Source organism: Burkholderia mayonis, assembly GCF_001523745.2.
Lineage (GTDB): Bacteria > Pseudomonadota > Gammaproteobacteria > Burkholderiales > Burkholderiaceae > Burkholderia > Burkholderia mayonis.
Map to the genome: position 1 here is coordinate 1,510,466 of NZ_CP013386.1, position 23,841 is coordinate 1,534,306.

General features: G+C 66.4%; 20 protein-coding genes and 1 pseudogene. 20 read left to right on the forward strand and 1 reads right to left on the reverse strand.

What is annotated here, in order from left to right; genetic code table 11:
- The first annotated feature begins 179 nt into the window (after positions 1-179).
- From tsf to WS70_RS07595, 15 genes are all read left to right on the forward strand, one after another.
- On the forward strand, positions 180-1,061 hold the full coding sequence (gene tsf, locus WS70_RS07525; protein ID WP_059470488.1) for a translation elongation factor Ts: 882 nt from the start codon (positions 180-182) through the stop codon (positions 1,059-1,061).
- Between the two features lie 178 nt (positions 1,062-1,239).
- Positions 1,240-1,953, forward strand: a complete 714-nt coding sequence (gene pyrH / locus WS70_RS07530) for a UMP kinase (RefSeq protein WP_010104618.1) — start codon at positions 1,240-1,242, stop codon at positions 1,951-1,953.
- Between the two features lie 90 nt (positions 1,954-2,043).
- Positions 2,044-2,604, forward strand: coding sequence for a ribosome recycling factor (frr, locus tag WS70_RS07535; protein WP_059470489.1), 561 nt, complete (start codon positions 2,044-2,046; stop codon positions 2,602-2,604).
- Between the two features lie 45 nt (positions 2,605-2,649).
- Complete coding sequence (locus WS70_RS07540; protein ID WP_059470490.1) at positions 2,650-3,432, forward strand: isoprenyl transferase; 783 nt, start codon at positions 2,650-2,652, stop codon at positions 3,430-3,432.
- Positions 3,426-4,247, forward strand: coding sequence for a phosphatidate cytidylyltransferase (locus WS70_RS07545; RefSeq protein WP_059597132.1), 822 nt, complete (start codon positions 3,426-3,428; stop codon positions 4,245-4,247). Before WS70_RS07540 ends, WS70_RS07545 begins: the two co-directional genes overlap by 7 nt.
- Before the next feature lie 14 nt (positions 4,248-4,261).
- Positions 4,262-5,458: a 1-deoxy-D-xylulose-5-phosphate reductoisomerase gene (locus WS70_RS07550; protein WP_059597131.1), complete on the forward strand. Its 1,197-nt coding sequence runs from the start codon at positions 4,262-4,264 to the stop codon at positions 5,456-5,458.
- A gap of 11 nt (positions 5,459-5,469) precedes the next feature.
- Positions 5,470-6,846: an RIP metalloprotease RseP gene (gene rseP / locus WS70_RS07555; RefSeq protein ID WP_059470493.1), complete on the forward strand. Its 1,377-nt coding sequence runs from the start codon at positions 5,470-5,472 to the stop codon at positions 6,844-6,846.
- A 64-nt stretch (positions 6,847-6,910) separates the two neighbouring features.
- A complete protein-coding gene (gene bamA, locus WS70_RS07560; protein ID WP_059470494.1) occupies positions 6,911-9,220 on the forward strand; it encodes an outer membrane protein assembly factor BamA in 2,310 nt (769 codons plus the stop codon).
- Between the two features lie 67 nt (positions 9,221-9,287).
- Positions 9,288-9,791 carry an OmpH/Skp family outer membrane protein gene (locus tag WS70_RS07565; RefSeq protein WP_059597130.1) on the forward strand — a complete coding sequence of 168 codons (504 nt, stop codon included), beginning with the start codon at positions 9,288-9,290 and terminating at the stop codon, positions 9,789-9,791.
- A 16-nt stretch (positions 9,792-9,807) separates the two neighbouring features.
- Positions 9,808-10,893 carry a UDP-3-O-(3-hydroxymyristoyl)glucosamine N-acyltransferase gene (lpxD, locus tag WS70_RS07570; RefSeq protein WP_059597129.1) on the forward strand — a complete coding sequence of 362 codons (1,086 nt, stop codon included), beginning with the start codon at positions 9,808-9,810 and terminating at the stop codon, positions 10,891-10,893.
- 144 nt (positions 10,894-11,037) lie between these two features.
- Complete coding sequence (gene fabZ, locus WS70_RS07575; RefSeq protein ID WP_006026072.1) at positions 11,038-11,505, forward strand: 3-hydroxyacyl-ACP dehydratase FabZ; 468 nt, start codon at positions 11,038-11,040, stop codon at positions 11,503-11,505.
- A gap of 58 nt (positions 11,506-11,563) precedes the next feature.
- Positions 11,564-12,352 (forward strand): acyl-ACP--UDP-N-acetylglucosamine O-acyltransferase, encoded by a 789-nt coding sequence (gene lpxA, locus WS70_RS07580; RefSeq protein WP_059597128.1) that lies wholly within the window; start codon positions 11,564-11,566, stop codon positions 12,350-12,352.
- A 4-nt stretch (positions 12,353-12,356) separates the two neighbouring features.
- Positions 12,357-13,523, forward strand: a complete 1,167-nt coding sequence (gene lpxB / locus WS70_RS07585; protein WP_059597127.1) for a lipid-A-disaccharide synthase — start codon at positions 12,357-12,359, stop codon at positions 13,521-13,523.
- On the forward strand, positions 13,523-14,170 hold the full coding sequence (gene rnhB / locus WS70_RS07590; RefSeq protein ID WP_059470499.1) for a ribonuclease HII: 648 nt from the start codon (positions 13,523-13,525) through the stop codon (positions 14,168-14,170). Before lpxB ends, rnhB begins: the two co-directional genes overlap by 1 nt.
- A complete protein-coding gene (locus WS70_RS07595; protein ID WP_059470500.1) occupies positions 14,167-14,955 on the forward strand; it encodes a TrmH family RNA methyltransferase in 789 nt (262 codons plus the stop codon). Before rnhB ends, WS70_RS07595 begins: the two co-directional genes overlap by 4 nt.
- Positions 14,956-15,086: 131 nt before the next feature.
- Here WS70_RS07595 and ppsR read toward each other — a convergent pair whose 3' ends face one another.
- Positions 15,087-15,902: a posphoenolpyruvate synthetase regulatory kinase/phosphorylase PpsR gene (gene ppsR / locus WS70_RS07600; RefSeq protein WP_059470501.1), complete on the reverse strand. Its 816-nt coding sequence runs from the start codon at positions 15,900-15,902 to the stop codon at positions 15,087-15,089.
- A 529-nt stretch (positions 15,903-16,431) separates the two neighbouring features.
- Between ppsR and WS70_RS07605 the strand changes: the two genes are divergently transcribed.
- The 5 genes and pseudogenes from WS70_RS07605 (at position 16,432) to WS70_RS07630 (ending at position 23,753) form a co-directional block, all read left to right on the forward strand.
- Positions 16,432-18,336: a S53 family peptidase gene (locus WS70_RS07605; protein WP_059597126.1), complete on the forward strand. Its 1,905-nt coding sequence runs from the start codon at positions 16,432-16,434 to the stop codon at positions 18,334-18,336.
- Positions 18,337-18,440: 104 nt separating this feature from the next.
- Positions 18,441-19,252 (forward strand): annotated as a pseudogene (locus tag WS70_RS07610) (phytochelatin synthase family protein); the annotation flags it as partial.
- A 542-nt stretch (positions 19,253-19,794) separates the two neighbouring features.
- Positions 19,795-22,194 (forward strand): phosphoenolpyruvate synthase, encoded by a 2,400-nt coding sequence (gene ppsA, locus WS70_RS07620; protein WP_059470503.1) that lies wholly within the window; start codon positions 19,795-19,797, stop codon positions 22,192-22,194.
- Between the two features lie 127 nt (positions 22,195-22,321).
- Entirely contained in the window at positions 22,322-22,756 is a 435-nt protein-coding gene (locus tag WS70_RS07625) for an NfeD family protein (RefSeq protein ID WP_059597125.1), read from the forward strand.
- Between the two features lie 49 nt (positions 22,757-22,805).
- The gene (locus tag WS70_RS07630) at positions 22,806-23,753 is read left to right on the forward strand and encodes an SPFH domain-containing protein (protein ID WP_059470505.1); all 948 of its coding nucleotides are present in this window, start codon (positions 22,806-22,808) and stop codon (positions 23,751-23,753) included.
- The last annotated feature ends 88 nt before the right edge of the window (positions 23,754-23,841 follow it).

Consider the following 23,841-nt stretch of genomic DNA (forward strand, 5'->3'; position numbering starts at 1 on the left):
GCCCCGAGCCGGCGCAAAAAGGGGGCTCTCAACAGGCCCCCTTTTTTTAAGCCGCTTTTTTTCGGGCGGCCGATCCGGGCCGACGCCGAGCGAAAAATGCGCGAATGCCCGGAAACGAATGCCTGCCGCCTGCGTCGAAGTGCGGGCGGCGTTGTGAATACAGACTCAAGGAGCGAATGATGGCGGCAATTACCGCAAGCATGGTGGCAGAACTGCGCGCGAAGACCGACGCACCGATGATGGAATGCAAGAAGGCGCTGACGGAAGCCGACGGCGACATGGGCAAGGCTGAAGAGCTGCTGCGCGTGAAGCTCGGCAACAAGGCCAGCAAGGCCGCGTCACGCGTGACGGCGGAAGGCATCGTCGCATCGTTCGTCGGCGCCCATGCGGGCGCGCTCGTCGAACTGAACTGCGAAACCGACTTCGTCGCGAAGAACGACGACTTCAACGCGTTCGCGAAGACCATCGCCGAACTCGTCGCGACGCAGAACCCGGCCGACGTCGCCGCGTTGTCGGCGCTGCCGCTCGACGGCAAGACGGTCGACGAAGTGCGCCTCGCACTCGTCGGCAAGATCGGCGAGAACATCTCGATCCGCCGCTTCGTGCGCGTCGAGACGTCGAACAAGCTCGCGACGTACCTGCACGGCAGCCGCATCGGCGTGATCGTCGAGTACACGGGCGCGGAAGAGCAGGTCGGCAAGGACGTCGCGATGCACGTCGCGGCAATGAAGCCAGTCTCGCTGTCGGCTGACGAAGTCCCCGCCGAGCTGATCGAGAAGGAGCGCCGCGTCGCCGAGCAGAAGGCCGCGGAATCGGGCAAGCCGGCCGAGATCGTCGCGAAGATGGTTGACGGCAGCGTCCAGAAGTTCCTGAAGGAAGTATCGCTGCTGAACCAGCCGTTCGTGAAGAACGACAAGCAGACGATCGAGCAGATGCTGAAGGCCGCGAATGCGGCGGTGCAGAAGTTCGCCCTCTTCGTCGTCGGCGAAGGCATCGAGAAGCGTCAGGACGACTTCGCGGCGGAAGTGGCCGCGCAGGTCGCCGCGGCCAAGCAGCAGTAACCAGTCGTAAAAGCGGTAACCAGCAGTACGCTTGACCCGCGGCGGACGACCGTTCCGCCGCGGCCGGCAGCGCCGCCGGACGGGGCTTTCAGCCAGCCCGGCCCGGCGGCGCTTGCTCGAATCAGCATTTCGCCCCTACAGTTCGTGCTTGTCATCCTCTCGTCGCTCGGAAGTCCCTATGCCCAATGCCTATAAACGCGTCCTCCTCAAACTTTCCGGCGAAGCGCTGATGGGCGACGATGCCTTCGGCATCAATCGTGCGACGATCGAGCGGATGGTTGCCGACATCGCGGAAGTCGTGCGTCTCGGCACGCAACTCGCGGTCGTGATCGGCGGCGGCAACATCTTCCGCGGCGTCGCGGGCGGTGCGGCCGGCATGGATCGCGCGACCGCGGACTACATGGGGATGCTCGCGACGATGATGAACGCGCTCGCGCTGCAGGACGCGATGCGCCACGCGGGCATCGAGGCGCGCGTGCAGTCGGCGCTGCGGATGGACCAGGTGGTCGAGCCGTACATCCGCCCGCGCGCGATCCGCCAGCTCGAGGAGGGCAAGGTGGTGATCTTCGCGGCGGGCACGGGCAACCCGTTTTTCACGACGGACACGGCGGCCGCGCTGCGCGGCTCGGAAGTCGGCGCCGAAGTGGTGCTGAAGGCGACGAAGGTCGACGGCGTCTATTCGGCCGATCCGAAGAAGGATTCGTCCGCGACGCGCTACTCGTCGATCAGCTTCGACGAAGCGATCGGCCGCAACCTGCAGGTGATGGACGCGACGGCGTTCGCGCTCTGCCGCGACCAGAAGCTGCCGATTCGCGTGTTTTCGATCAACAAGCCGGGTGCGCTCAAACGTATCGTGCAAGGTGAGGACGAGGGCACGCTCGTCCACGTGTAAACTCTCGCCGATGCGGGAAGCGGCGGCGCCGTGCGCCGCCTTTGGCCATTGCCCGCATCGTTTTGAAGTTCGGAAGGTTCGGAGGTTGAAATGAGTGTCGCTGATATCAAGAAGGGCGTCGAGCAGAAGATGCAGCGCTCGATCGAAGCGTTCAAGAACGATCTGGCGAAGATCCGCACGGGCCGTGCGCATACCGGTCTGCTCGATCACGTGCAGGTCGACTACTACGGTTCGATGGTGCCGATCTCGCAGGTCGCGAACCTGACGCTCGTCGACGCGCGCACGATCGGTGTGCAGCCGTGGGAAAAGAACATGGTCGCGAAGGTCGAGAAGGCGATCCGCGAAGCCGACCTGGGCCTGAACCCGGCGACGGCGGGCGACCTGATCCGCGTGCCGATGCCGGCGCTGACGGAAGAGCGCCGCCGCGAGCTGACGAAGGTCGTCAAGAGCGAAGGCGAGACCGCGAAGGTCGCGATCCGCAATCTGCGCCGCGACGCGAACGAAGCGCTCAAGAAGCTCGTGAAGGACAAGGAAATCTCCGAGGACGACGAGCGCCGCGCGGGCGACGACGTGCAGAAGCTGACCGACAAGCACGTCGCGGAGATCGACAAGCTCGTCCAGAGCAAGGAAGCGGAGATCATGACGGTCTGACGCCGCCTTGTCGCACTTTTTCCTGCAGCCACAGTCTCAGCGGCCATGACTTATACCAGCTCTACCGTTCGCGTGCCTGACGCCGCCGCCGTGCCGCGTCACATCGCGATCATCATGGACGGCAACGGCCGTTGGGCGACCGAGCGCCGCCTGCCGCGCGTCGCAGGGCACACGCGCGGCGTCGACGCCGTGCGCTCGGTCGTCGAAGGATGCGCGCGGGCGGGCGTCGAATACCTGACGCTCTTCGCGTTCAGCTCCGAGAACTGGCGCCGGCCGAACGACGAGGTGTCGTTCCTGATGCGCCTGTTCATCACCGCGCTCGAGCGCGAGGTCGGCAAACTGCACGCGAACGGCATCCGGCTGCGCGTCATCGGCGATCTGTCGAAGTTCGAACCGCGCATCCAGGCGCTGATCCGGCGCGCGGAAACGAAGACCGCGCGCAACACGCGCCTCACGCTGACGATCGCCGCGAACTACGGCGGCCGTTGGGACATCCTGCAGGCGACGCAGAAGCTCGTCGACGAGGCGGCGCGAGAAGGGCGCGCGGCCGAAGTCGACGAGGACGCGTTCGCCCGCCATCTGGCGATGGCCTATGCGCCGGAGCCGGATCTCTTCATCCGCACGGGCGGCGAACAGCGGATCAGCAATTTCCTGCTCTGGCAGCTCGCGTACACCGAGTTCTACTTCACCGACAAATTCTGGCCGGATTTCGACGCAAACGCGCTCGCCGAGGCGCTCGCGTCGTACACGCACCGCGAACGCCGCTTCGGCCGCACGAGCGCGCAGCTCGAACCCCAGGCTCAGGACGCCGACTCTCTTTCATGCTGAAGATCCGTGTCATCACGGCGCTCGTGCTGCTGGCAGTGCTGCTGCCCGTGACGCTGTACGCGCCGCTTTCCGCGTTCGGCGCACTGATCGCACTCGTGCTCGTGTTCGCCGCGTGGGAATGGGGGCGGTTGCTGAAGCTGGGCGGAGTCGGCTCGGTCGTCTATGCGATCGTCGCGGCGCTCGCGCTCGCGGCGAGCACGCGGCTCGGCATCGGCGCGCAGGCCGCGCGGCCGCTCTTCGAGGCGGCGGGCGTGTTCTGGCTGCTGGCCGGCCCGTATGCGCTCTGGCGCAAGCCGGCGCTCGCCGAACGCGCGTGGAAGCCGTTCCTGCTCGTGGCGGGCCTCGTCGTCTTTGCCGCATGCTGGCATGCACTCGTCGCGGCGCGCGCGGAAGGCGTACCCTTCGTATTGTCGCTGCTGCTGGTGGTGTGGCTCGCCGATATCGGCGCATACTTCGCCGGCAAGGGGTTCGGCAAGCACAAGCTCGCGCCGTCCGTCAGCCCCGGCAAGACCTGGGAAGGCGCGGCGGGCGGCTGGCTCGCGGTGATGATCGTCGCTGGCGCGGCCGTCGCGGCGCACGCCTTTGAACCGACCCTTTATTCGGCGTTCGTCGCGCATTACGGCGCGGCGGGCGCATTTGCGGCGCTGACGCTCCTCGTCGCGTTCAGCGTGATCGGCGACTTGTTCGAGTCGCTGCTGAAGCGCCAGGCGGGCGTGAAGGACTCGAGCGGCCTGCTGCCGGGCCACGGCGGCGTGCTCGACCGCGTCGATGCGCTGCTGCCCGTGCTGCCGCTCGCACTGCTGCTGCTCGGTTAAAACTAGACACCATTATGCAAAAACGTCTGACATTGCTCGGTTCGACGGGCTCGATCGGAGACAGCACGCTCGACGTTGTCGCGCGTCATCCGGAGCGCTTCGCGGTTCACGCGCTCACGGCTCACCGCAACGGCGACAAGCTCGTCGCCCAGTGTCTGCGCTTTGCGCCCGACGTCGCGGTGGTCGGCGACGCCGAAACCGCTGCACGGGTCGAAGCGCAATTGCGCGCCGCGGGCAGCAAGACGCAGGTCGCGCACGGCAGGCAGGCGCTCGTCGACGTGTCGAAGAGCGACGGCTGCGACACGGTCGTCGCGGCGATCGTCGGCGCGGCGGGGCTCGCGCCGAGCCTCGCCGCCGCACGCGCGGGCAAGCGCGTCCTGCTCGCGAACAAGGAATCGCTCGTGATGTCGGGCGCGATCTTCATGGACGCGGTGCGCGACCATGGCGCGATCCTGCTGCCCGTCGACAGCGAGCACAACGCGATCTTCCAGTGCATGCCGCGCGACGCGGCCGAGCACGGCGGGATCGCGAAGATCATCGTGACCGCGTCGGGCGGCCCGTTCCGCACGCGCGAGCCCGCGACGCTCGCCGACGTGACGCCCGACGAGGCATGCAAGCATCCGAACTGGGTGATGGGCCGGAAGATTTCGGTCGACTCGGCGACGATGATGAACAAGGGCCTCGAGGTGATCGAGGCGCATTGGTTGTTCGGCCTGCCGGGCGAGCGCATCGACGTGCTGATCCATCCGCAGAGCGTGATCCACTCGCTCGTGTCGTATCGCGACGGCTCGGTGCTCGCGCAGCTCGGCAATCCCGACATGCGCACGCCGATCGCGCACGCGCTCGCATTTCCCGAGCGCGTCGACGCGGGCGTCGCGCAGCTCGATCTCGCGCAGATCGCGGCGCTCACGTTCGAGAAGCCCGACTACGCTCGCTTCCCGTGTCTCGCGCTCGCGATCCAGGCGCTCGAGGCGGGCGGCGTCGCGAGCGCGGCGCTCAATGCGGCGAACGAGATCGCGGTCGACGCATTCCTGTCGTGCCGCATCCGCTTCACGGCGATCGCGCATACGGTCGAGGCCGTGCTGAGCGGACTCTCCAACCGCACGCCGAGCGGCCTCGACGATGTCGTCGAGGCCGACGCCGACGCACGCCGCGCGGCGATGGCGTTCATCGAAAAGCTGAGCGCGCCCGGCGTGGAGCGCACCGTCTGAATGGGGCTGTCATGAACGTGCTGGTCGAACTGATCGCATTCGCAGTGGCGATCGGCGTGCTGGTCGTCGTGCATGAGTACGGGCATTACCGCGTCGCGCGCTGGTGCGGCGTCAAGGTGCTGCGCTTCTCGATCGGCTTCGGCGCGCCCGTCGCGCGCTGGGTCAGCAAGAAGACGGGCACCGAGTGGACGCTGTCCGCGCTGCCCTTGGGCGGCTACGTGAAGATGCTCGACGAGCGCGATCCCGGCGACGGCATTCGCGCGGATGAGCTGCCGCGCGCATTCAACCGGCAATCGGTCGGCAAGCGCATCGCGATCGTCGCGGCAGGGCCGATCGCGAATTTCCTGCTTGCGATCGCGCTCTTTTCGCTCGTGTTCGCGACCGGCGTGACGGAGCCCGCGGCGATCGTCGCGCCGCCCGCGGCCGGCACGCCCGCTGCGGTCGCGGGCCTCGACGGCGGCGAAACGATCGTGTCGATCCGCGACGCGCGTGGCGGCGAGGCGGAGCCGGTGCGCTCATGGTCCGAGCTGCGCTGGAAGCTGCTCGGCGCCGCATTCGACCATAAGGACATCGTGCTCGGCGCGCGCAATCGCGCCGACGGCGCGACGTACGATTTCCGCGTCGATCTGCGCGGCATCGCCGATCGCGAGGTCGACGACGATTTCATGGCGCATCTCGGCTTCGAGCCGGGCGGCGGTTCGCTGACGGTGACGTCGGTGCTGCCGGGCGGTGCCGCGCAGCAAGCGGGGCTGCAGCCGGGCGACAAGCTCGTCGCGCTGGACGGCGCGCGCATCGGCGGCTCGACGCGCTTCATCGACGACGTGAAGGCGCACGCGGGCCGCACGCTGTCGCTGCGGATCGAGCGCGCGGGCGTCGAGCGCACGGTGTCGATCGTTCCGCAAGCGAAGCGCGACGACGAAACGGGCAAGGAAGTGGGCCGCATCGGCGCGGCGCTCGCATTGAGGACGCCATCCGTCGACGTGCGCTACGGCGCGCTCGAGAGCGTGGAGCTCGGCGCACGGCGCACGTGGGACATCGCGGTGTACTCGCTGAAGATGTTCGGCAGGATGGTGACGGGCGAAGCGTCGCTGAAGAATCTGTCCGGGCCGGTGACGATCGCGGACTATGCAGGCAAGAGCGCGCGGCTCGGATGGTCGGCGTTCCTATCGTTTCTCGCCCTTGTCAGCATTAGCCTCGGCGTGCTGAACTTGCTGCCGATTCCCGTTTTGGACGGGGGGCATCTGTTATATTATCTGGTTGAAGCCGCGACCGGCAAGGCTGTATCGGAGCGCTGGCAACTGATTCTGCAAAGAGCGGGATTGATCTGCATCGTCGCATTGTCGGCGATCGCGCTGTTCAACGATCTGGCTCGGTTAATTCATTTTTGACGCGTCGGGCGGCAGCCGCAAGGGCGGCCGCCTGATCTGATGCAAGCTTAAACACTGGGGATGCATGTTGTTCAAACCTCATCGCTTCGTACCTAAGACGGTTGCTGCCGCGGCGCTCGCCGCGCATGGTCTCGCGGCACACGCAACGGCGCCCTTCGTGGTGCAGGACATCAAGATCGAAGGCTTGCAGCGCGTCGAAGCGGGTTCCGTGTTCGCGTACCTGCCGATCAAGCAGGGTGACACGTTCACCGACGACAAGGCATCCGAAGCGATTCGCGCGCTGTACGCGACGGGTTTCTTCAACGACGTGCGGATCGCGACGCAGGGCGGCGTCGTGATCGTCCAGGTGCAGGAGCGTCCTGCGATCGCCTCGATCGATTTCACCGGCATCAAGGAATTCGACAAGGACAACCTGAACAAGGCGCTGAGGGCCGTGGGCCTGTCGCAGGGCCGCTACTACGACAAGGCGCTCGTCGACAAGGCGGAGCAGGAGCTGAAGCGCCAGTACCTGACGCGCGGCTTCTACGCGGCGGAAGTGTCGACGACGGTCACGCCGGTCGACGCGAACCGCGTGTCAATTCTGTTCGCGGTCGCCGAAGGCCCGAGCGCGAAGATCCGCCAGATCAACTTCATCGGCAACAAGACGTTCAGCACGGGTACGCTGCGCGACGAGATGCAGCTGTCGACGCCGAACTGGTTTTCGTGGTACACGAAGAACGATCTGTACTCGAAGGAAAAGCTGACGGGCGACCTCGAGAACGTGCGCTCGTACTACCTGAACCGCGGGTATCTGGAGTTCAACATCGAGTCGACTCAGGTGTCGATCTCGCCGGACAAGAAGGACATGTACCTGACGGTGACGCTGCACGAAGGCGAGCCGTACACGGTATCGAGCGTGAAGCTCGCGGGCAATCTGCTGGACCGCCAGGCGGAGCTCGAGAAGCTCGTCAAGGTCAAGCCGGGCGACCGCTTCTCGGCGGAGAAACTGCAGCAGACGACGAAGGCGATCGTCGACAAGCTCGGTCAATACGGCTATGCGTTCGCGACAGTGAACGCGCAGCCGGAGATCGACCAGGCGACGCACAAGGTGGGCCTCACGCTCGTCGTCGATCCGAGCCGGCGCGTGTACGTGCGCCGGATCAACATCGTCGGCAACACGCGCACGCGCGACGAAGTGGTGCGCCGCGAAATGCGTCAGCTCGAGAGCTCGTGGTTCGATTCGGGCCGCCTCGCGCTGTCGAAGGACCGGATCAATCGTCTTGGCTACTTCACCGACGTCGACGTGACGACGGTGCCCGTCGAAGGCACGAACGACCAGGTCGACGTGAACGTGAAGGTCGCCGAAAAGCCGACGGGTGCGATCACGCTCGGCGCGGGCTTCTCGTCGACGGACAAGGTCGTGCTGTCGGCCGGCATCTCGCAGGACAACGTGTTCGGCTCGGGCACGAGCCTCTCGGTGAACGTGAACACCGCGAAGAGCTACCGCACGCTGACCGTCACGCAGGTCGACCCGTACTTCACGGTCGACGGCATCAAGCGGATCACCGATGTGTTCTACCGCACGTACCAGCCGCTCTATTACTCGACGAATTCGAGCTTCCGGATCATCACGGCGGGCGGCAACCTGAAGTTCGGCATCCCGTTCTCGGAAACCGACACCGTGTACTTCGGCGCGGGCTTCGAGCAGAACCGTCTCGATGTCGATTCGAACACGCCGCAGTCGTATCAGGACTACGTGCAGCAGTTCGGCCGCGTGTCGAACACGGTGCCGCTGACCGTCGCGTGGTCGCGCGACGCGCGCGACAGCGCGCTGATCCCGAGCCGCGGCTACTTCACGCAGGCGAACATCGAATATGGCGTGCCGGTCGGCAAGATCCAGTACTACAAAGCGGACGTGCAGGCGCAGTACTACTATTCGTTCGCGCGCGGCTTCATCCTGGGCCTGAACCTGCAAGGCGGTTACGGCAACGGCATCGGCAATCCGTACCCGATCTTCAAGAACTACTACGCGGGCGGTATCGGCTCCGTGCGCGGCTACGAGCCGAGCTCGCTCGGCCCGCGCGACACCAAGACGAACGATCCGATCGGCGGCTCGAAGATGATCGTCGGCAACATCGAGCTGACGTTCCCGCTGCCGGGCACGGGCTACGACCGTACGCTGCGCGTGTTCACGTTCCTCGACGGCGGCAACGTCTGGGGCAATGCCCCGGGCGGCACGAGCACGGGCGCGAACGGCCTGCGCTACGGCTACGGTATCGGTCTCGCGTGGATTTCGCCGATCGGGCCGCTCAAGCTGAGCTTGGGTTTCCCGCTGCAGAAGCACGAAGGCGATCAATATCAAAAATTCCAGTTCCAGATCGGGACGGCGTTCTGATCGATCAGGCACTGACTACAGCATCGAGAGGGTAATCTTGCTTACCGGTAAGTTTTCGAAACGAGTGATGTGCGCGCTGGCGCTTGCCACCGCGCTCGGCGCGACGGTCGCGCATGCGCAGGACGTCGCGCGCATCGCGGCCGTCAATTCGGACCGGATCCTGCGCGAGTCGGCGCCCGCGAAGGCCGCGCAAACGAAACTCGAGGCCGAGTTCGCGAAGCGCGACAAGGATCTGCAGGACATGGCCGCGCGCCTGAAGTCGTTGTCCGATTCGCTCGACAAGAACGGCCAGGCGATGTCGGCCGCCGACCGCGCACAGAAGCAGCGCGATCTCTCGCAGCTCGACACTGATTTCCAGCGCAAGCAGCGCGAGTTTCGCGAGGATCTGAACCAGCGCCGCAACGAAGAGCTCGCGGCGGTGCTCGACAAGGCGAACAAGGTGATCAAGCAGATCGCCGAGCAGCAGAACTACGATCTGATCGTGCAGGAAGCAGTGTACGTGAGTCCGCGCATCGACATCACCGACAAGGTGCTGAAGGCGCTCGCATCGCCTTCCAGCCTGTCGAACTGAACGGAGCGAACGTCGAATGGCATTGACGCTTGAGGCGCTCGTCGCGCGGTTCGGCGGCGAGATCGTCGGCGACGGCCGGCGCGAGGTCGGCGGTCTCGCGCCGCTCGATCAGGCGGGCCCGCAGCAGCTCGCGTTCCTTGCGAATCCGAAGTATCTGGCGCAGGTCGAGACGACGCGCGCCGCCGCGGTGCTGATCGCGCCGCGCGATCTCGAGAAGCTCGGCGCGGCCGCAAACGGCCGCCATTTCATCGTCACGCCGAATCCCTACGCTTATTTCGCGCGCGTCGCGCAGATGTTCATCGATCTCGCCGCGCCGCAGCGCGCCGCGGGCGTGCATCCGAGCGCGACGATCGATCCCGCCGCGCAAATCGCGGCGAGCGCCGTGATCGGCCCGCACGTGACCGTCGAGGCGGGCGCCGTGATCGGCGAACGCGTGCAGCTCGACGCGAACGCGTTCGTCGGCCGCGGCACGCGGATCGGCGACGACTCGCACCTGTATCCGAACGTCACGATCTATTACGGCTGCACGCTCGGGCCGCGCGCGATCGTCCATTCGGGCGCCGTGATCGGCTCCGACGGCTTCGGCTTCGCGCCGGATTTCGTCGGCGAAGGCGACGCGCGCACGGGCGCCTGGGTCAAGATTCCGCAGGTCGGCGGCGTGAAGGTCGGTCCCGACGTCGAGATCGGCGCGAACACGACGATCGACCGCGGCGCGATGGCGGACACCGTCATCGAGGAATGCGTGAAGATCGACAACCTCGTGCAGATCGGCCACAACTGCCGGATCGGCGCGTACACCGTGATCGCTGGCTGCGCGGGCATCGCGGGCAGCACGACGATCGGCAGGCATTGCATGATCGGCGGCGCGGTCGGCATCGCCGGGCACGTGACGCTCGGCGATGACGTGATCGTCACCGCGAAGTCGGGCGTATCGAAGTCGTTGCCGAAGGCGGGTATCTATACGAGCGCGTTTCCGGCCGTCGAGCACGGCGACTGGAACAGGAGCGCGGCGCTCGTGCGCAACCTCGACAAGTTGCGCGATCGGATCAAGGCGCTCGAAACTGCGCTGACCGCACGGGACGGCGGCGCCGACGGCGCATGATTTCACGTCGACCGGGCAGCGCCGGGCAGCGCTCGCAGGCTGCCCGGCGCGCCGATCGACCGAACCGCGCGCCGCTTTCCCCGATGCGGCCCGCATCAGCATTTGCAGTCATCACCGCGCAGCCATTGCGTGAGACGAACCATCATGAGCACTGAAAAAATCAACTTCGACATCCACAAGATCCTCACGCTGCTGCCGCATCGCTACCCGATTCTGCTTGTCGATCGCGTGCTCGAACTCGAACCGCACAAGTCCATCAAAGCGTTGAAGAACGTGACGGTCAACGAGCCGTTCTTCACGGGCCACTTTCCGAAGCGGCCGGTGATGCCGGGCGTGCTGATCATCGAGGCGCTCGCGCAGGCGGCCGCGCTCCTCACGTTCGCCGAGGCGGAACCGAAGGATCCGGAGAACACGCTGTATTACTTCGTCGGCATCGACAACGCGCGCTTCAAGCGCGTCGTCGAGCCGGGCGACCAGCTGATCCTGAACGTGACGTTCGAGCGTTACATTCGCGGCATCTGGAAGTTCAAGGCCGTCGCGGAAGTGGACGGCAAGGTCGCGGCGGAAGCCGAGCTGATGTGCACGGTCAAGACGGCCGACGCGGCGCCCTGAGCGCGCGCGGCACGCAACGGCTACGCAACGCGACACACACATTGAGAGGCAACGGCGCATGAGCAGGATTCACCCCACGGCGGTCATCGAGCCGGGCGCGCAGCTCCACGAGACGGCCGAGATCGGCCCGTATGCGGTCGTCGGTCCGAACGTGACGATCGGCGCGCGGACCACGGTCGGTTCGCACAGCGTGATCGAAGGCCATACGACGATCGGCGAAGACAATCGCATCGGCCATTACGCGTCGGTGGGTGGCCGCCCGCAGGACATGAAGTACCAGGGCGAGCCGACGAAGCTCGTGATCGGCGATCGCAACACGATTCGCGAATTCACGACGATCCACACGGGCACCGTGCAGGACGCGGGCGTCACGACGCTCGGCGACGACAACTGGATCATGGCGTACGTCCACATCGGCCACGACTGCCGCGTGGGCAGCCACGTGATCCTGTCGAGCAACGCGCAGATGGCGGGCCACGTCGAAATCGGCGACTGGGCGATCGTCGGCGGGATGTCGGGGGTCCATCAGTTCGTGCGGATCGGCGCGCATTCGATGCTGGGGGGCGCGTCGGCGCTCGTGCAGGACATTCCGCCGTTCGTGATCGCTGCGGGCAACAAGGCCGAGCCGCACGGGGTCAACGTCGAGGGGCTGCGCCGCCGCGGCTTCTCGCCGGATGCGATTTCCGCGCTGCGCAGTGCGTATCGGATCCTGTACAAGAACAGTCTGTCGCTCGAAGAGGCGAAGGTCCAGTTGCGCGAGCTCGCACAAGCGGGCGGCGACGGCGATGTGGCCGTCAAGGCGCTCGTCGACTTCGTCGAAACGTCGCAGCGCGGCATCATTCGCTGACGCGATGGCGTTCCAACCCACACCGCTGCGCGTCGCGCTCGTCGCGGGCGAGCCGTCGGGCGATCTGCTCGGCGCGTCGCTCCTCGGCGGGCTGCACGCGCAGCTGCCCGCATCGTCCCGCTATTACGGGATCGGCGGGCCGCGCATGACCGCCGTCGAGTTCGACGCGCACTGGCCGATGGAAAAACTCGCGGTGCGCGGCTACATCGAGGCGCTCAAGCACATCCCCGAGATCCTGCGCATTCGCGGCGAGCTGAAGCGCCAACTGCTCGCGGAGCCGCCCGACGCGTTCGTCGGCATCGACGCGCCCGATTTCAACTTCGGTCTCGAACAGGCGCTGCGCGGCGCCGGCATTCCGACGATCCACTTCGTGTGCCCGTCGATCTGGGCGTGGCGCGGCGGACGCATCAAGAAGATCGTCAAGGCCGTCGACCACATGCTGTGCCTGTTCCCGTTCGAGCCCGAGTTGCTCGAGAAGGCCGGCGTCGCGGCGACGTTCGTCGGTCATCCACTCGCCGACGAGATTCCGCTCGAACCCGACATGCACGGCGCGCGGATCGCGCTCGGCCTGCCGGAAAGCGGCTCCGTGATCGCGGTGCTGCCGGGCAGCCGCCGCTCGGAGATCGAGCTGATCGGCCCGACGTTCTTCGCGGCGATGGAGCTGATGCAGCAGCGCGAGCCAGGCGTGCGCTTCATCGTGCCGGCCGCGACGCCCGCGCTGCGCGAGCTGCTGCAGCCGCTCGTCGATGCGCATCCGAAACTGTCGGTCACGCTGACCGAGGGCCGCGCGCAAGTCGCGATGACTGCGGCCGATGCGATTCTCGTGAAGAGCGGCACCGTGACGCTCGAGGCGGCGCTCCTCAAGAAGCCGATGGTGATCTCGTACAAGGTGCCCTGGCTGACGGGGCAGATCATGCGCCGCCAGGGCTATCTGCCGTACGTCGGACTACCGAACATTCTCGCGGGCCGCTTCGTCGTGCCCGAGCTGCTGCAGCATTTCGCGACGCCCGACGCACTCGCTGACGCGACGCTCACCCAGCTGCGCGACGATGCGAACCGCCGTACGCTCACCGAAATCTTCACCGACATGCATCTTGCGTTGCGCCAGAACACCGCGCAGCGCGCGGCCGAGGCCGTTGCGCGCGTGATCGAAGCCAGGAAGCCGCGCTGATGGCCGCGACTCGCAAGCCACGTGAGGCCGCGGCCGGTGCGACGGCCCAGCCGGCGCTCGATTTCGACGCGCCGGGCGAGATCGTCTGCGGCGTCGACGAAGCCGGGCGCGGCCCGCTTGCCGGGCCGGTCGTCGCGGCGGCGGTCGTGCTCGATCCGGCGGCGCCGATCGAAGGGCTCGACGATTCGAAGGCGCTGTCAGCGAAGAAGCGCGAGCGGCTCTTCGACGAGATCGTCGCGCATTCGCTCGCGTACTGCGTCGCATCGGCGAGCGTCGACGAGATCGATACGCTCAACATCCTGCACGCGACGATGCTCGCGATGAAGCGCGCGGTCGAAGGACTCGCGGTGCGGCCGACGCTCGCGAAGATCGACGGCAACCGCTGCCCGACGCTGTCGATTCGCAGCGAGGCGATCGTCGGCGGCGACGCGCTCGTGCCGAGCATCTCGGCCGCGTCGATTCTCGCGAAGGTCACGCGCGACCGGATGCTCGTCGATCTGCATGAACTATTCCCGATGTACGGGTTCAACGTGCACGCCGGCTACGGCACGCCGCGACATCTCGCGGCGCTGCGCGAGCACGGTCCGTGCGAGCATCACCGCCGTTCGTTCGCGCCGGTGCGCGAGGCACTCGATCTGATTCGATGAAAGCGATCACGTCCCGTGACAATCCGCTGTACAAGCGTCTGAAGGCGCTCGCGGGCTCGACCCATCAGCAGCGCCGCGGCGGCCAGGCGCTCCTCGAGGGGCTTCATCTCGCGAGCGCGTACCTCGATGCGGCCGGGCAGCCTGAGCTGTGCGTCGTCACCGACGGCGCGCTCGCGCACGCGGAGGCGCGCGAGATCGTCGGGCGCGTCGAGCCGGCGCGGCTCGTCACGCTGCCCGATGCGTTGTTCGGACAACTGTCGAACGTCGTCAACGGCGTCGGCCTGCTGCTGCTCGTCGAGCGGCCGGCGCCCGCGCTGCCCGAGCGCGTCGCGGACACGTCGGTCGTGCTCGATGGCGTGCAGGATGCGGGCAACGTCGGTTCGATCCTGCGCAGCGCGGCCGCGGCGGGCGTGCAGCAGGTGTTCTGCGCGCCGGGGACCGCGTACGCGTGGTCGTCGAAGGTGTTGCGCTCGGCGATGGGCGCGCATTTCCTGCTCGACATCCACGAGAACGTCGACGCCGATACGCTAATCGAGCGGCTCGCGGTTCCGGTCGCGCTGACCGATTCGCATGGCGCGCGCGCAATCTACGAATGCGACCTTTCCGGGCCGGTCGTGTGGGTGTTCGGCAACGAAGGGGCGGGCGTGTCCGCGCGCTGGCGCGACGCGGCGACGCATCGCGTGACGATTCCGCAGCCGGGCGGGATGGAATCGTTGAACGTGGCTGCTGCGGCGGCAATTTGTCTTTTCGAGCAGTGCCGGCAGCAACGCGTGCACGGCGCGTGACGCTCGCACGCTTCATTTTCCTTCTTTGTTTCGAGTGGGCGCGGCGCACGGCTCGGGGCGCAATGCCAGGTGAAGTCGGTGTCGCGCTTTTGATCGGCTGTGCGGCGGGTGACGCGCATCGCGGTCCGGCGTCAATACGACTGCCGCTCGAGCTTGATTTCCTGCAGGATCGTCGTCGCGATCTCCTCGATCGACTTGTGCGTCGACGACAGCCATTTGATTCCTTCGCGCCGCATCATCGCTTCTGCCTCGTTGATTTCGTAGCGGCAGTTCTCCGGCGCCGCATATTTGCTGCCGGGGCGGCGCTCGTTGCGGATCTCGGAGAGCCGTAGTGGATCGATCGACAGCCCGAACAGCTTGTCGCGATGCGGGTGCAGCGGCGTCGGCAGCTTGCCGCGCTCGAAGTCTTCCGGAATCAGCGGATAGTTCGCCGCCTTCACGCCGTACTGCATCGCGAGGTAGAGGCTCGTCGGCGTCTTGCCGCTGCGCGACACGCCGATCAGGATCACGTCGGCGTCGGCGAGATTGCGGTTCGATTGACCGTCGTCGTGCGCGAGCGAGAAGTTGATCGCTTCGATCCGCGTCTTGTATTCCTCGGTGTCCGCGTTCTGGTGGACGCGCCCCATCGCATGGCTCGACTTCAACTGTAGTTCCTGCTCGAGCGGTTCGACGAAACGCTGGAACATGTCGAGCACGAGCGCATCCGAGCGTTTGACGATCTCGTTCGATTCGCCGTCGACGAGCGTCGTGAACACGATCGGCCGGCGGCCGTCGTGCTGCGCGGCGTCGTTGATCTTCTGGACGGTGCCGTACGCCTTCTCGAGCGAATCGATGAACGGCACGCGCACGAGCCGGAATTTCTGGTCGAACTGGGACAGGATCGAATGCGCGAAGGTTTCGGCGGTGATCCCGGTGCCGTCGGAGACGATGAATACGGTTGGAAGCATGAATCGAAGCGTCGAGCGTGTGCGTGGCGGCCGCGCGCGGCCGAAGCGGCCATTCTAGCAGGCGCGGGCGCGCCGTTCGGCGCGATGACGGCGCGGGGCGGCCGATGACGAAACGTCCTGCCGTCGGCGCTCGCGGCGAACGATTAATCCGGATTGAACGATAAGCATTTGCGGATTAAGCAATAGTCGACGCGCGCATTCATTGAAATGATCTGTAATATTCCGTAATGTTGTTCGAAAGACGGCGGCGCTGACCGGATTCGTATCGTCAAGCGATTGTTCTCGTATCGGTGTTCAGTGAAACGAATCGTTTCAATTGCGTCAATCGATTCGGAATCCTTCTTAATGAGCGAATCGACGGATCGGTCCGGAGCGAGTGCCGAGGGTCGGGCGCGTGCGTTCGCTTGCCGTCGCGCAGGCAGGGCCGGGAGAGCGGGCCTTCCTGCGTGCGGACAGCAGTCGTGGCGGCAGTGATGCTCGGGCAGTTCGGCGGTTCGATTTCATTGTGTTTTGACTTTATTCAAATCAAATGAGGAACGACGAAATGACGTCAAGAAGATGGGCCAATCCTCGCGCTTCGCAATCGAAGCATGCGATTTACGCGGCGACGTTTTTAGCCGCGACGACGCTGACGGCGCACGCCGCGGCGTCGGCGTGGGTCGACACGCAGACCCGCGCGTATCCGGCTTTTCCGCAGCAGGCGCTCGCCGCTTCGCAGGCGTTCGCGGCAACGTCCGCGGCCGGAAAGGCGATCGATACGGCGCCCGGCCAGCCGGTGCGGGTCGTCGTCAGTCTCAATCTCAACGACGAGGCGAAGCTCGACCGCTTTCTGCGCGATCTGCATACGCCCAGCAGCGCTGCGTACGGCAAGCATCTGACGCCGGCCGAATTCGCCGCGCAGTATGCACCGACGCAACGGCAGGTCGCGCTCGTCGAAGCGCATTTGCGCAAATCCGGGTTTCGCGACATCCAGGTGTCGCCGAATCGGCTGCTGATCTCGGCGACGGGAACCGCCGAGGCGGTCCGGACGGCGTTCAACACGCGGCTCAAGAGTTTCACGCTCGAAGGCCGGCGCGTGTATGCGAACCAGGACGCGGCTCAGGTGCCGGCCGAACTCGGCGGCATCGTCGGCGCCGTGCTCGGGCTCGACAGCGCGACGCTCGCACACACGTACAACCGCCAGGCGGCCGTGACGGGCGCCGTCGGCGGCGCGAAGGCGTCGCTCGCCGCGCGCGCGAGCGAAGCGACCGCCGCTGCGAGCGGCACGCCCGTCTTGACGGGCCACGATCCGCTCGAGTTCTCGCGGATCTATCGCGCGGGCTCGACGCCGACGGCGTCGCAGACGACGGTCGGCGTCATCATGGCGGGCGACGCGAGGCCCGTGGTGCGAGATCTGGATGCGTTCACGGCGAAAGCGGGGCTCGCGCGCGTGGCGGCGACCGTCACGCGCACCGGGCCCCCCGGCAGCGACTACAGCGACAACGCGGGCCTGAGCGAGTGGGACATGGACAGCCAGGCGATCGTCGGCGCGGCGGGCGGCGAAGTGAAGGGGCTCGTGTTCTACGCGGCGCCGTCGATGCTGTTGACCGACATCACCGAGGCGTACAACCGCGCGGTCGTCGACAACGTCGCGAAGGTGATCAACGTGTCGCTCGGCGTATGCGAGGCGGGTGCGCGCTCGTCCGGCACGCAGGCGGCCGATGACCGGATCTTCAAGAGCGCCGTCGCGCAGGGGCAGACGTTCGTCGTCGCGGCGGGCGACGCCGGTGCGTACGAGTGCAGCGTGAGCCGCATTTCCGGTGGGCAGGGCGTGCCGGCGCGGTCGGACTATTCGGTGAGCGAGCCTGCGACGTCGCCGTACGTCGTCGCGGTTGGCGGCACGACGCTGTCGACAGACAAGTCGACGGGCGCGTACGCCGGCGAAGTCGCGTGGAATGAGGGCTTGCAGCCGATCGGCGTGTACGACCCGTATGGCAGCTACGACGGCACGCAGCGCCTGTGGGCGACGGGCGGTGGCTACAGCAAGAACGAAGCGGTGCCGGCCTGGCAGCGAGGCGTGCTCGGCACGTCGAGCAAGACGCGCGCGGTGCCCGACGTCGCGTTCGATGCGGACGGCCGCAGCGGCGCGCACGTCTACGTGAACGGCGAGACCGAGCAGTGGGGCGGCACGAGCCTCGCGGCGCCGATCTTCGCCGGCATCTGGGCGCGCATGCAATCCGACAACGGCAATCGGCTCGGCTTTCCGCTCGCGAGTCTCTATCGCTACGTTCCGTCCAACGGTGCACTGGTGCACGACGTGAAATCCGGCAACAACGGCTCGGGCGGCTACGGCTACAAGGCGGGTGCCGGCTGGGATCCGGTAACGGGCTTCGGCAGCTTCGACATCGGGAATCTGTCCGCATTCGTCAAGAAAACGGCGGACTTCGCCCGTTGAGTCGCGGCGCGTGGGCGGCGGCGCGACGCGCGTCGTAGGGCGGCGGCGCGGGCGGGACGCGCCTCTTCGTGCCGCCTCGCGCACCTCGTTCGCGTCGTTCACCTCGCGCGGCGTCGCCGCCGGCTTCGCGCTATGCTCGTGCGGGCGCCCGCACGCGGCGCTCCGCTCGTCAAACGACCAAGGAACGATCGTGACAAAAAGACTCGTTGGCGTCGTGCTCGTCGCGCTCGCGCTGATCGGCCGCGCGGCCGCGCAAACCTTGCCGTTGCCCGGCAGCCTGATTGACCTCGGCAGCGGCGCCGGCGAACGCATGCTCGCCGAGAGCGGCGCGCGCAGCGCATACGTGCCGCTCGGCAGTCATTTCGTTACGCAGAAGACCGAGCGCTATTGCGGCGTCGCGTCGCTCGTGATGGTGCTGAACGCGCTGCGCGTGCCGGCGCCCGCCGCCGCGCAATATCCGCCGTTCCACTATTTCACGCAGGACAACGTGCTCAACGACACGACCGAGCAGATTCGCCCGCGGGCGCAGATCGAGCAGCGCGGAATGACGCTCGATCAGCTCGGCGCGCTCGCGAACGCGCTCGGCGCGAGCGGAGACGTGCGCCATGCGTCGGACGTGTCGGTCGACGCGTTTCGCGCGGACGCGGCCGCGCATCTCGGCCGTCCGGGGCGCTACGTGCTCGTCAACTACCTGCGCAGCCGGCTCGGCCAGCAGACGGGCGGCCACATCTCGCCGCTCGGCGCGTACGACGCCGCGGCCGACAGCTTCCTGATTCTCGACGTGTCCCGTTACAAATATCCGCCTGTCTGGGTGAAGACGGCCGATCTGTACGCGGCGATGAACACGGCCGACGCGGACAACGGCGGCCGCAGCCGCGGCTACGTGCTGATCGACGGGCCGGCGGGAGGGCGCTGACGCGCGGGGCATCGGCATTCCGGCCCGGCGCGGGCCTGCGTGCCCGGCATGCGTTCACGAAGACGCCGGACCGACGACGCGAGATCGCGCGGCAGGATAGCCGCCGGACGCTCGGGGCGCCGCGGGAGTGTCGGAGTGCCGGAACGCCCCGGCAGAAAGCGACAGATCGGCAAGCCCGTACGGGCAAGGCATCACGGCCCGCCCACCGCGTCGAAACCGCGCGCTAGAGCCCCATTGCGAGCGGGTTGCGCCACATCCGCTGGCCGGCACGGTAGAATAGCGGGAACCTGTTGGATAAGCCCTTGCGGCAGAAGCGCGGCGCGGCCGCGCCTTTGATCGCGATGCGCTACGGATTCCCGGCAAGTTCGGCGATTTGTCTGCTTTATTCGCCTTTCTGCCGGGATTTTTGCAAGCGCGCCGGAATCGTCCGGCTCCCGCGAAGGCTTATCCGACAGGTTGTGCAATGCGCGCCCGCTTTTTGCAAGCGGCCGCGCTCGAGCCCGTTGCACGATCGAGCATTTTTTTCACACTTAGGGGCTTGTATGACTAACGCAGCAAACGTCGCAAAGGATCAGGCGTATGTAATTCCGTTCGAGCAGTTGCGAATGAGCGATGTCGAAATCGTCGGCGGCAAGAATGCGTCGCTTGGCGAAATGATTAGTCAGCTGGCTGAGGCAGGCGTACGCGTGCCCACCGGTTTCGCGACGACTGCGCTTGCCTTCCGCGACTTCCTCCAACACAACAAGCTCACCGAACGCATCGCGCAGCGTCTCGAGTCGCTCGACATCGACGACGTGAAGGCGCTCGCCGAAGCCGGCGCCGAGATCCGCCAGTGGATCGTCGACGCGCCGATGCAGTCGCGCCTCGAGCAGGAAATCCGCGCGCAGTTCGAGATCCTGAAGAACGGCTCGCCCGGCGAGCTGTCGTTCGCCGTGCGCTCGTCGGCGACCGCCGAAGACTTGCCCGACGCATCGTTCGCCGGCCAGCAGGAGTCGTATCTGAACGTCGTCGGCATCGAAGAGGTGCTCGACCGGATGAAGCACGTGTTCGCGTCGCTCTACAACGATCGCGCGATATCGTACCGCGTGCACAAGGGCTTCACGCACGCCGAAGTCGCGCTGTCGGCCGGCGTGCAGCGGATGGTCCGCTCGGACGTCGGCGCGGCCGGCGTGATGTTCACGATCGACACCGAATCGGGCTTCAAGGACGCCGTCTTCATCACGGCGAGCTACGGCCTGGGTGAAACGGTCGTGCAGGGCGCCGTGAACCCCGACGAGTTCTACGTGTTCAAGACGACGCTCGCGCAGGACAAGTACCCGATCATCCGCCGCTCAATCGGCTCGAAGCTGATCAAGATGGAGTTCACGCAGCCGGGCGAGCCGGGCCGCGTGAAGACGGTCGACGTGCCGCACGAGCAGCGCAACCGCTACTCGATCACCGACGAAGACGCGATCGAGCTCGCGAAGTACGCGGTCATCATCGAGAAGCACTACCAGCGTCCGATGGACATCGAATGGGGCAAGGACGGCCGCGACGGCAAGATCTTCATCCTGCAGGCGCGTCCCGAGACGGTGAAGAGCCAGGCGCACGGCAAGGTCGAGCAGCGCTTCAAGCTGAAGGGCCAGTCGCAGGTGCTCGCGACCGGCCGCGCGATCGGCCAGAAGATCGGCGCGGGCCCCGTGCGCGTGATCCACGACCCGTCGGAAATGGAACGCGTGCAGCCGGGCGACGTGCTCGTCGCCGACATGACCGATCCGAACTGGGAGCCGGTGATGAAGCGCGCGTCCGCGATCGTCACGAACCGCGGCGGCCGCACCTGCCACGCGGCGATCATCGCGCGCGAGCTCGGCGTGCCGGCCGTCGTCGGCTGCGGCGACGCGACCGACGTGCTGAAGGACGGCGCGCTCGTCACCGTGTCGTGCGCGGAAGGCGACGAAGGCAAGATCTACGACGGCCTGCTCGAGACCGAAGTGTCCGAGGTGCAGCGCGGCGAGCTGCCGCCCGTGCCGGTCAAGATCATGATGAACGTCGGCAACCCGCAGCTCGCATTCGACTTCTCGCAGCTGCCGAACGCGGGCGTCGGTCTCGCGCGCCTCGAGTTCATCATCAACAACAACATCGGCGTGCATCCGAAGGCGATCCTCGAGTATCCGAACGTCGATCCGGATCTGAAGAAGGCGGTCGAGAGCGTCGCTCGCGGCCACGCGTCGCCGCGAGCGTTCTACGTCGACAAGCTGACGGAAGGCATCGCGACGATCGCGGCGGCGTTCTATCCGAAGCCCGTGATCGTGCGTCTGTCCGACTTCAAGTCGAACGAGTACAAGAAGCTGATCGGCGGTTCGCGCTACGAGCCGGACGAGGAAAATCCGATGCTCGGCTTCCGTGGCGCGTCGCGCTACATCGCCGAGGACTTCGCTCAGGCGTTCGAGATGGAGTGCATCGCGCTCAAGCGCGTGCGCGACGAGATGGGTCTCACGAACGTCGAGATCATGGTGCCGTTCGTGCGCACCGTGAAGCAGGCGGAGCGTGTCGTCGGCCTGCTCGCGAAGTTCGGACTGAAGCGCGGCGACAACGACCTGCGCCTCATCATGATGTGCGAAGTGCCGTCGAACGCGATCCTCGCCGAAGAATTTCTGCAGCACTTCGACGGCTTCTCGATCGGCTCGAACGACCTGACGCAGCTGACGCTCGGCCTCGACCGCGACTCGGGCATGGAACTGCTCGCCGTCGATTTCGACGAGCGCGATCCGGCCGTGAAGTTCATGCTGAAGCGTGCGATCGACACCTGCCGCAAGCTCGACAAGTATGTCGGCATCTGCGGCCAGGGCCCGTCCGATCACCCGGACTTCGCGAAGTGGCTCGCCGACGAAGGCATCGCGTCGATCTCGCTGAACCCGGACACGGTCATCGCCACGTGGCAGGCGCTTGCGTCGAAGCAGTAATCGGCGGTAATCGCCCGTTCGGACGGCGGTCGTCGAATCGCCGTCCAAATGAAGGCAAATTGCAAGGTTCGTGCTATAAACACCCCGGTAACGCCGGGGTGTTTTTCTTTGTGCAACGGGAGGGGCGATGGTGTCAGGGCAGTTTTTCTGGTGGATCGGCGTCGGCGTGTTCGTCGTCGCGGAACTGCTGACGGGGACGTTCTACCTGCTGATGATCGCGCTCGGCTTCCTCGCGGGCGGCCTCGTGCATCTCGCGGGCGCGCCCGCCGCCTGGCAGTTTGCCGCTGCCGCGCTCGTCGCGATCGTCGCCGTGATCGCGCTCAGGCGCTCGGGGCTCGGCCGCAAGCAGAAACGCGACGCGTCGGCGAATCCCGACATCAACCTCGACATCGGCGCGACGATCGCGGTCAAGCATTGGCACGACCGCCGGGCGCGCGCGCAGTATCGCGGCGCGCAGTGGGACGTCGAGCTCGCCGCCGGCGAGCGCGAGGACGCGCATCTGTACGAAGTGCGTTCGGTGCGCGGCAATTGTCTCGTTGTCGCGGCGAAATCCGCGAAGTGACCGCCCTCGGCGCGTTTGTCTTCAAATTCCAACAAGGAGGACCAGCTTCATGGATTCATTGATCGTCTGGGCGGTGCTGCTCATCATCGTGTTCGTGCTCGTGTCGCAGACCGTGAAGATCGTGCCGCAGCAGCATGCGTGGGTGCTCGAGCGGTTCGGCCGCTATCACGCGACGCTGTCGCCGGGCTTGAACATCGTGCTGCCGTTCATCGACCGGATCGCGTACCGGCACGTGCTGAAGGAGATTCCGCTCGACGTGCCGAGCCAGATCTGCATCACGCGTGACAATACGCAGTTGCAGGTGGACGGCGTGCTGTACTTCCAGGTGATGGACCCGATGAAGGCGTCGTACGGCTCGAGCAACTTCGTGCTCGCGATTACCCAACTCTCGCAGACGATGCTGCGTTCGGTGATCGGCAAGCTCGAGCTCGACAAGACCTTCGAGGAGCGCGACTTCATCAACCACAGCATCGTGTCGGCGCTCGACGAAGCGGCCGCGAACTGGGGTGTCAAGGTGCTGCGCTACGAGATCAAGGATCTGACGCCGCCGAAGGAAATCCTGCATGCGATGCAGGCGCAGATCACCGCGGAGCGGGAGAAGCGGGCGCTCATCGCCGCATCGGAAGGCCGCAAGCAGGAGCAGATCAACCTCGCGTCGGGCGCGCGTGAGGCGGCGATCCAGAAGTCGGAAGGCGAGCGGCAGGCGGCGATCAACCAGGCGCAGGGCGAGGCGGCCGCGATCCTCGCGGTGGCCGAGGCGAACGCGCAGGCAATCCAGAAGATCGCGCAGGCGATCCAGTCGCAGGGCGGGATGGATGCGGTGAACCTGAAGGTGGCCGAGCAGTACGTCGGCGCGTTCGGCAATCTCGCGAAGGCGGGCAACACGCTGATCGTGCCGTCGAACATGTCGGACTTGAGCACCGCGATCGCGTCGGCCCTGACGATCGTCAACCGCGCCGCGCCGGGGGGCGTCGCCTCGGGCGCGAGCAAGGGCTGAGCGTCACGCGTCGCCCGATGAAGAAACGGCCCGCTCCGAATCGTTCGAAGCGGGCCGTTTCGATTGCGGCGCATCGGGCGCGGCCTGC

Excerpts from the sequence above, each read along its gene's own strand:
- lpxB (WP_059597127.1), top strand. The coding sequence starts at position 12,357 with ATGGCGTTCCAACCCACACCGCTGCGCGTCGCGCTCGTCGCGGGCGAG.
- rnhB (WP_059470499.1), top strand. The coding sequence starts at position 13,523 with ATGGCCGCGACTCGCAAGCCACGTGAGGCCGCGGCCGGTGCGACGGCC.
- WS70_RS07540 (WP_059470490.1), top strand. The coding sequence starts at position 2,650 with ATGACTTATACCAGCTCTACCGTTCGCGTGCCTGACGCCGCCGCCGTG.
- WS70_RS07630 (WP_059470505.1), top strand. The coding sequence starts at position 22,806 with ATGGATTCATTGATCGTCTGGGCGGTGCTGCTCATCATCGTGTTCGTG.
- fabZ (WP_006026072.1), top strand. The coding sequence starts at position 11,038 with ATGAGCACTGAAAAAATCAACTTCGACATCCACAAGATCCTCACGCTG.
- rseP (WP_059470493.1), top strand. The coding sequence starts at position 5,470 with ATGAACGTGCTGGTCGAACTGATCGCATTCGCAGTGGCGATCGGCGTG.
- lpxA (WP_059597128.1), top strand. The coding sequence starts at position 11,564 with ATGAGCAGGATTCACCCCACGGCGGTCATCGAGCCGGGCGCGCAGCTC.
- WS70_RS07545 (WP_059597132.1), top strand. The coding sequence starts at position 3,426 with ATGCTGAAGATCCGTGTCATCACGGCGCTCGTGCTGCTGGCAGTGCTG.
- lpxD (WP_059597129.1), top strand. The coding sequence starts at position 9,808 with ATGGCATTGACGCTTGAGGCGCTCGTCGCGCGGTTCGGCGGCGAGATC.
- WS70_RS07595 (WP_059470500.1), top strand. The coding sequence starts at position 14,167 with ATGAAAGCGATCACGTCCCGTGACAATCCGCTGTACAAGCGTCTGAAG.
- ppsA (WP_059470503.1), top strand. The coding sequence starts at position 19,795 with ATGACTAACGCAGCAAACGTCGCAAAGGATCAGGCGTATGTAATTCCG.
- WS70_RS07605 (WP_059597126.1), top strand. The coding sequence starts at position 16,432 with ATGAGGAACGACGAAATGACGTCAAGAAGATGGGCCAATCCTCGCGCT.
- ppsR (WP_059470501.1), bottom strand. The coding sequence starts at position 15,902 with ATGCTTCCAACCGTATTCATCGTCTCCGACGGCACCGGGATCACCGCC.
- WS70_RS07565 (WP_059597130.1), top strand. The coding sequence starts at position 9,288 with ATGTGCGCGCTGGCGCTTGCCACCGCGCTCGGCGCGACGGTCGCGCAT.
- pyrH (WP_010104618.1), top strand. The coding sequence starts at position 1,240 with ATGCCCAATGCCTATAAACGCGTCCTCCTCAAACTTTCCGGCGAAGCG.
- tsf (WP_059470488.1), top strand. The coding sequence starts at position 180 with ATGGCGGCAATTACCGCAAGCATGGTGGCAGAACTGCGCGCGAAGACC.
- WS70_RS07625 (WP_059597125.1), top strand. The coding sequence starts at position 22,322 with ATGGTGTCAGGGCAGTTTTTCTGGTGGATCGGCGTCGGCGTGTTCGTC.
- bamA (WP_059470494.1), top strand. The coding sequence starts at position 6,911 with ATGTTGTTCAAACCTCATCGCTTCGTACCTAAGACGGTTGCTGCCGCG.
- frr (WP_059470489.1), top strand. The coding sequence starts at position 2,044 with ATGAGTGTCGCTGATATCAAGAAGGGCGTCGAGCAGAAGATGCAGCGC.
- WS70_RS07550 (WP_059597131.1), top strand. The coding sequence starts at position 4,262 with ATGCAAAAACGTCTGACATTGCTCGGTTCGACGGGCTCGATCGGAGAC.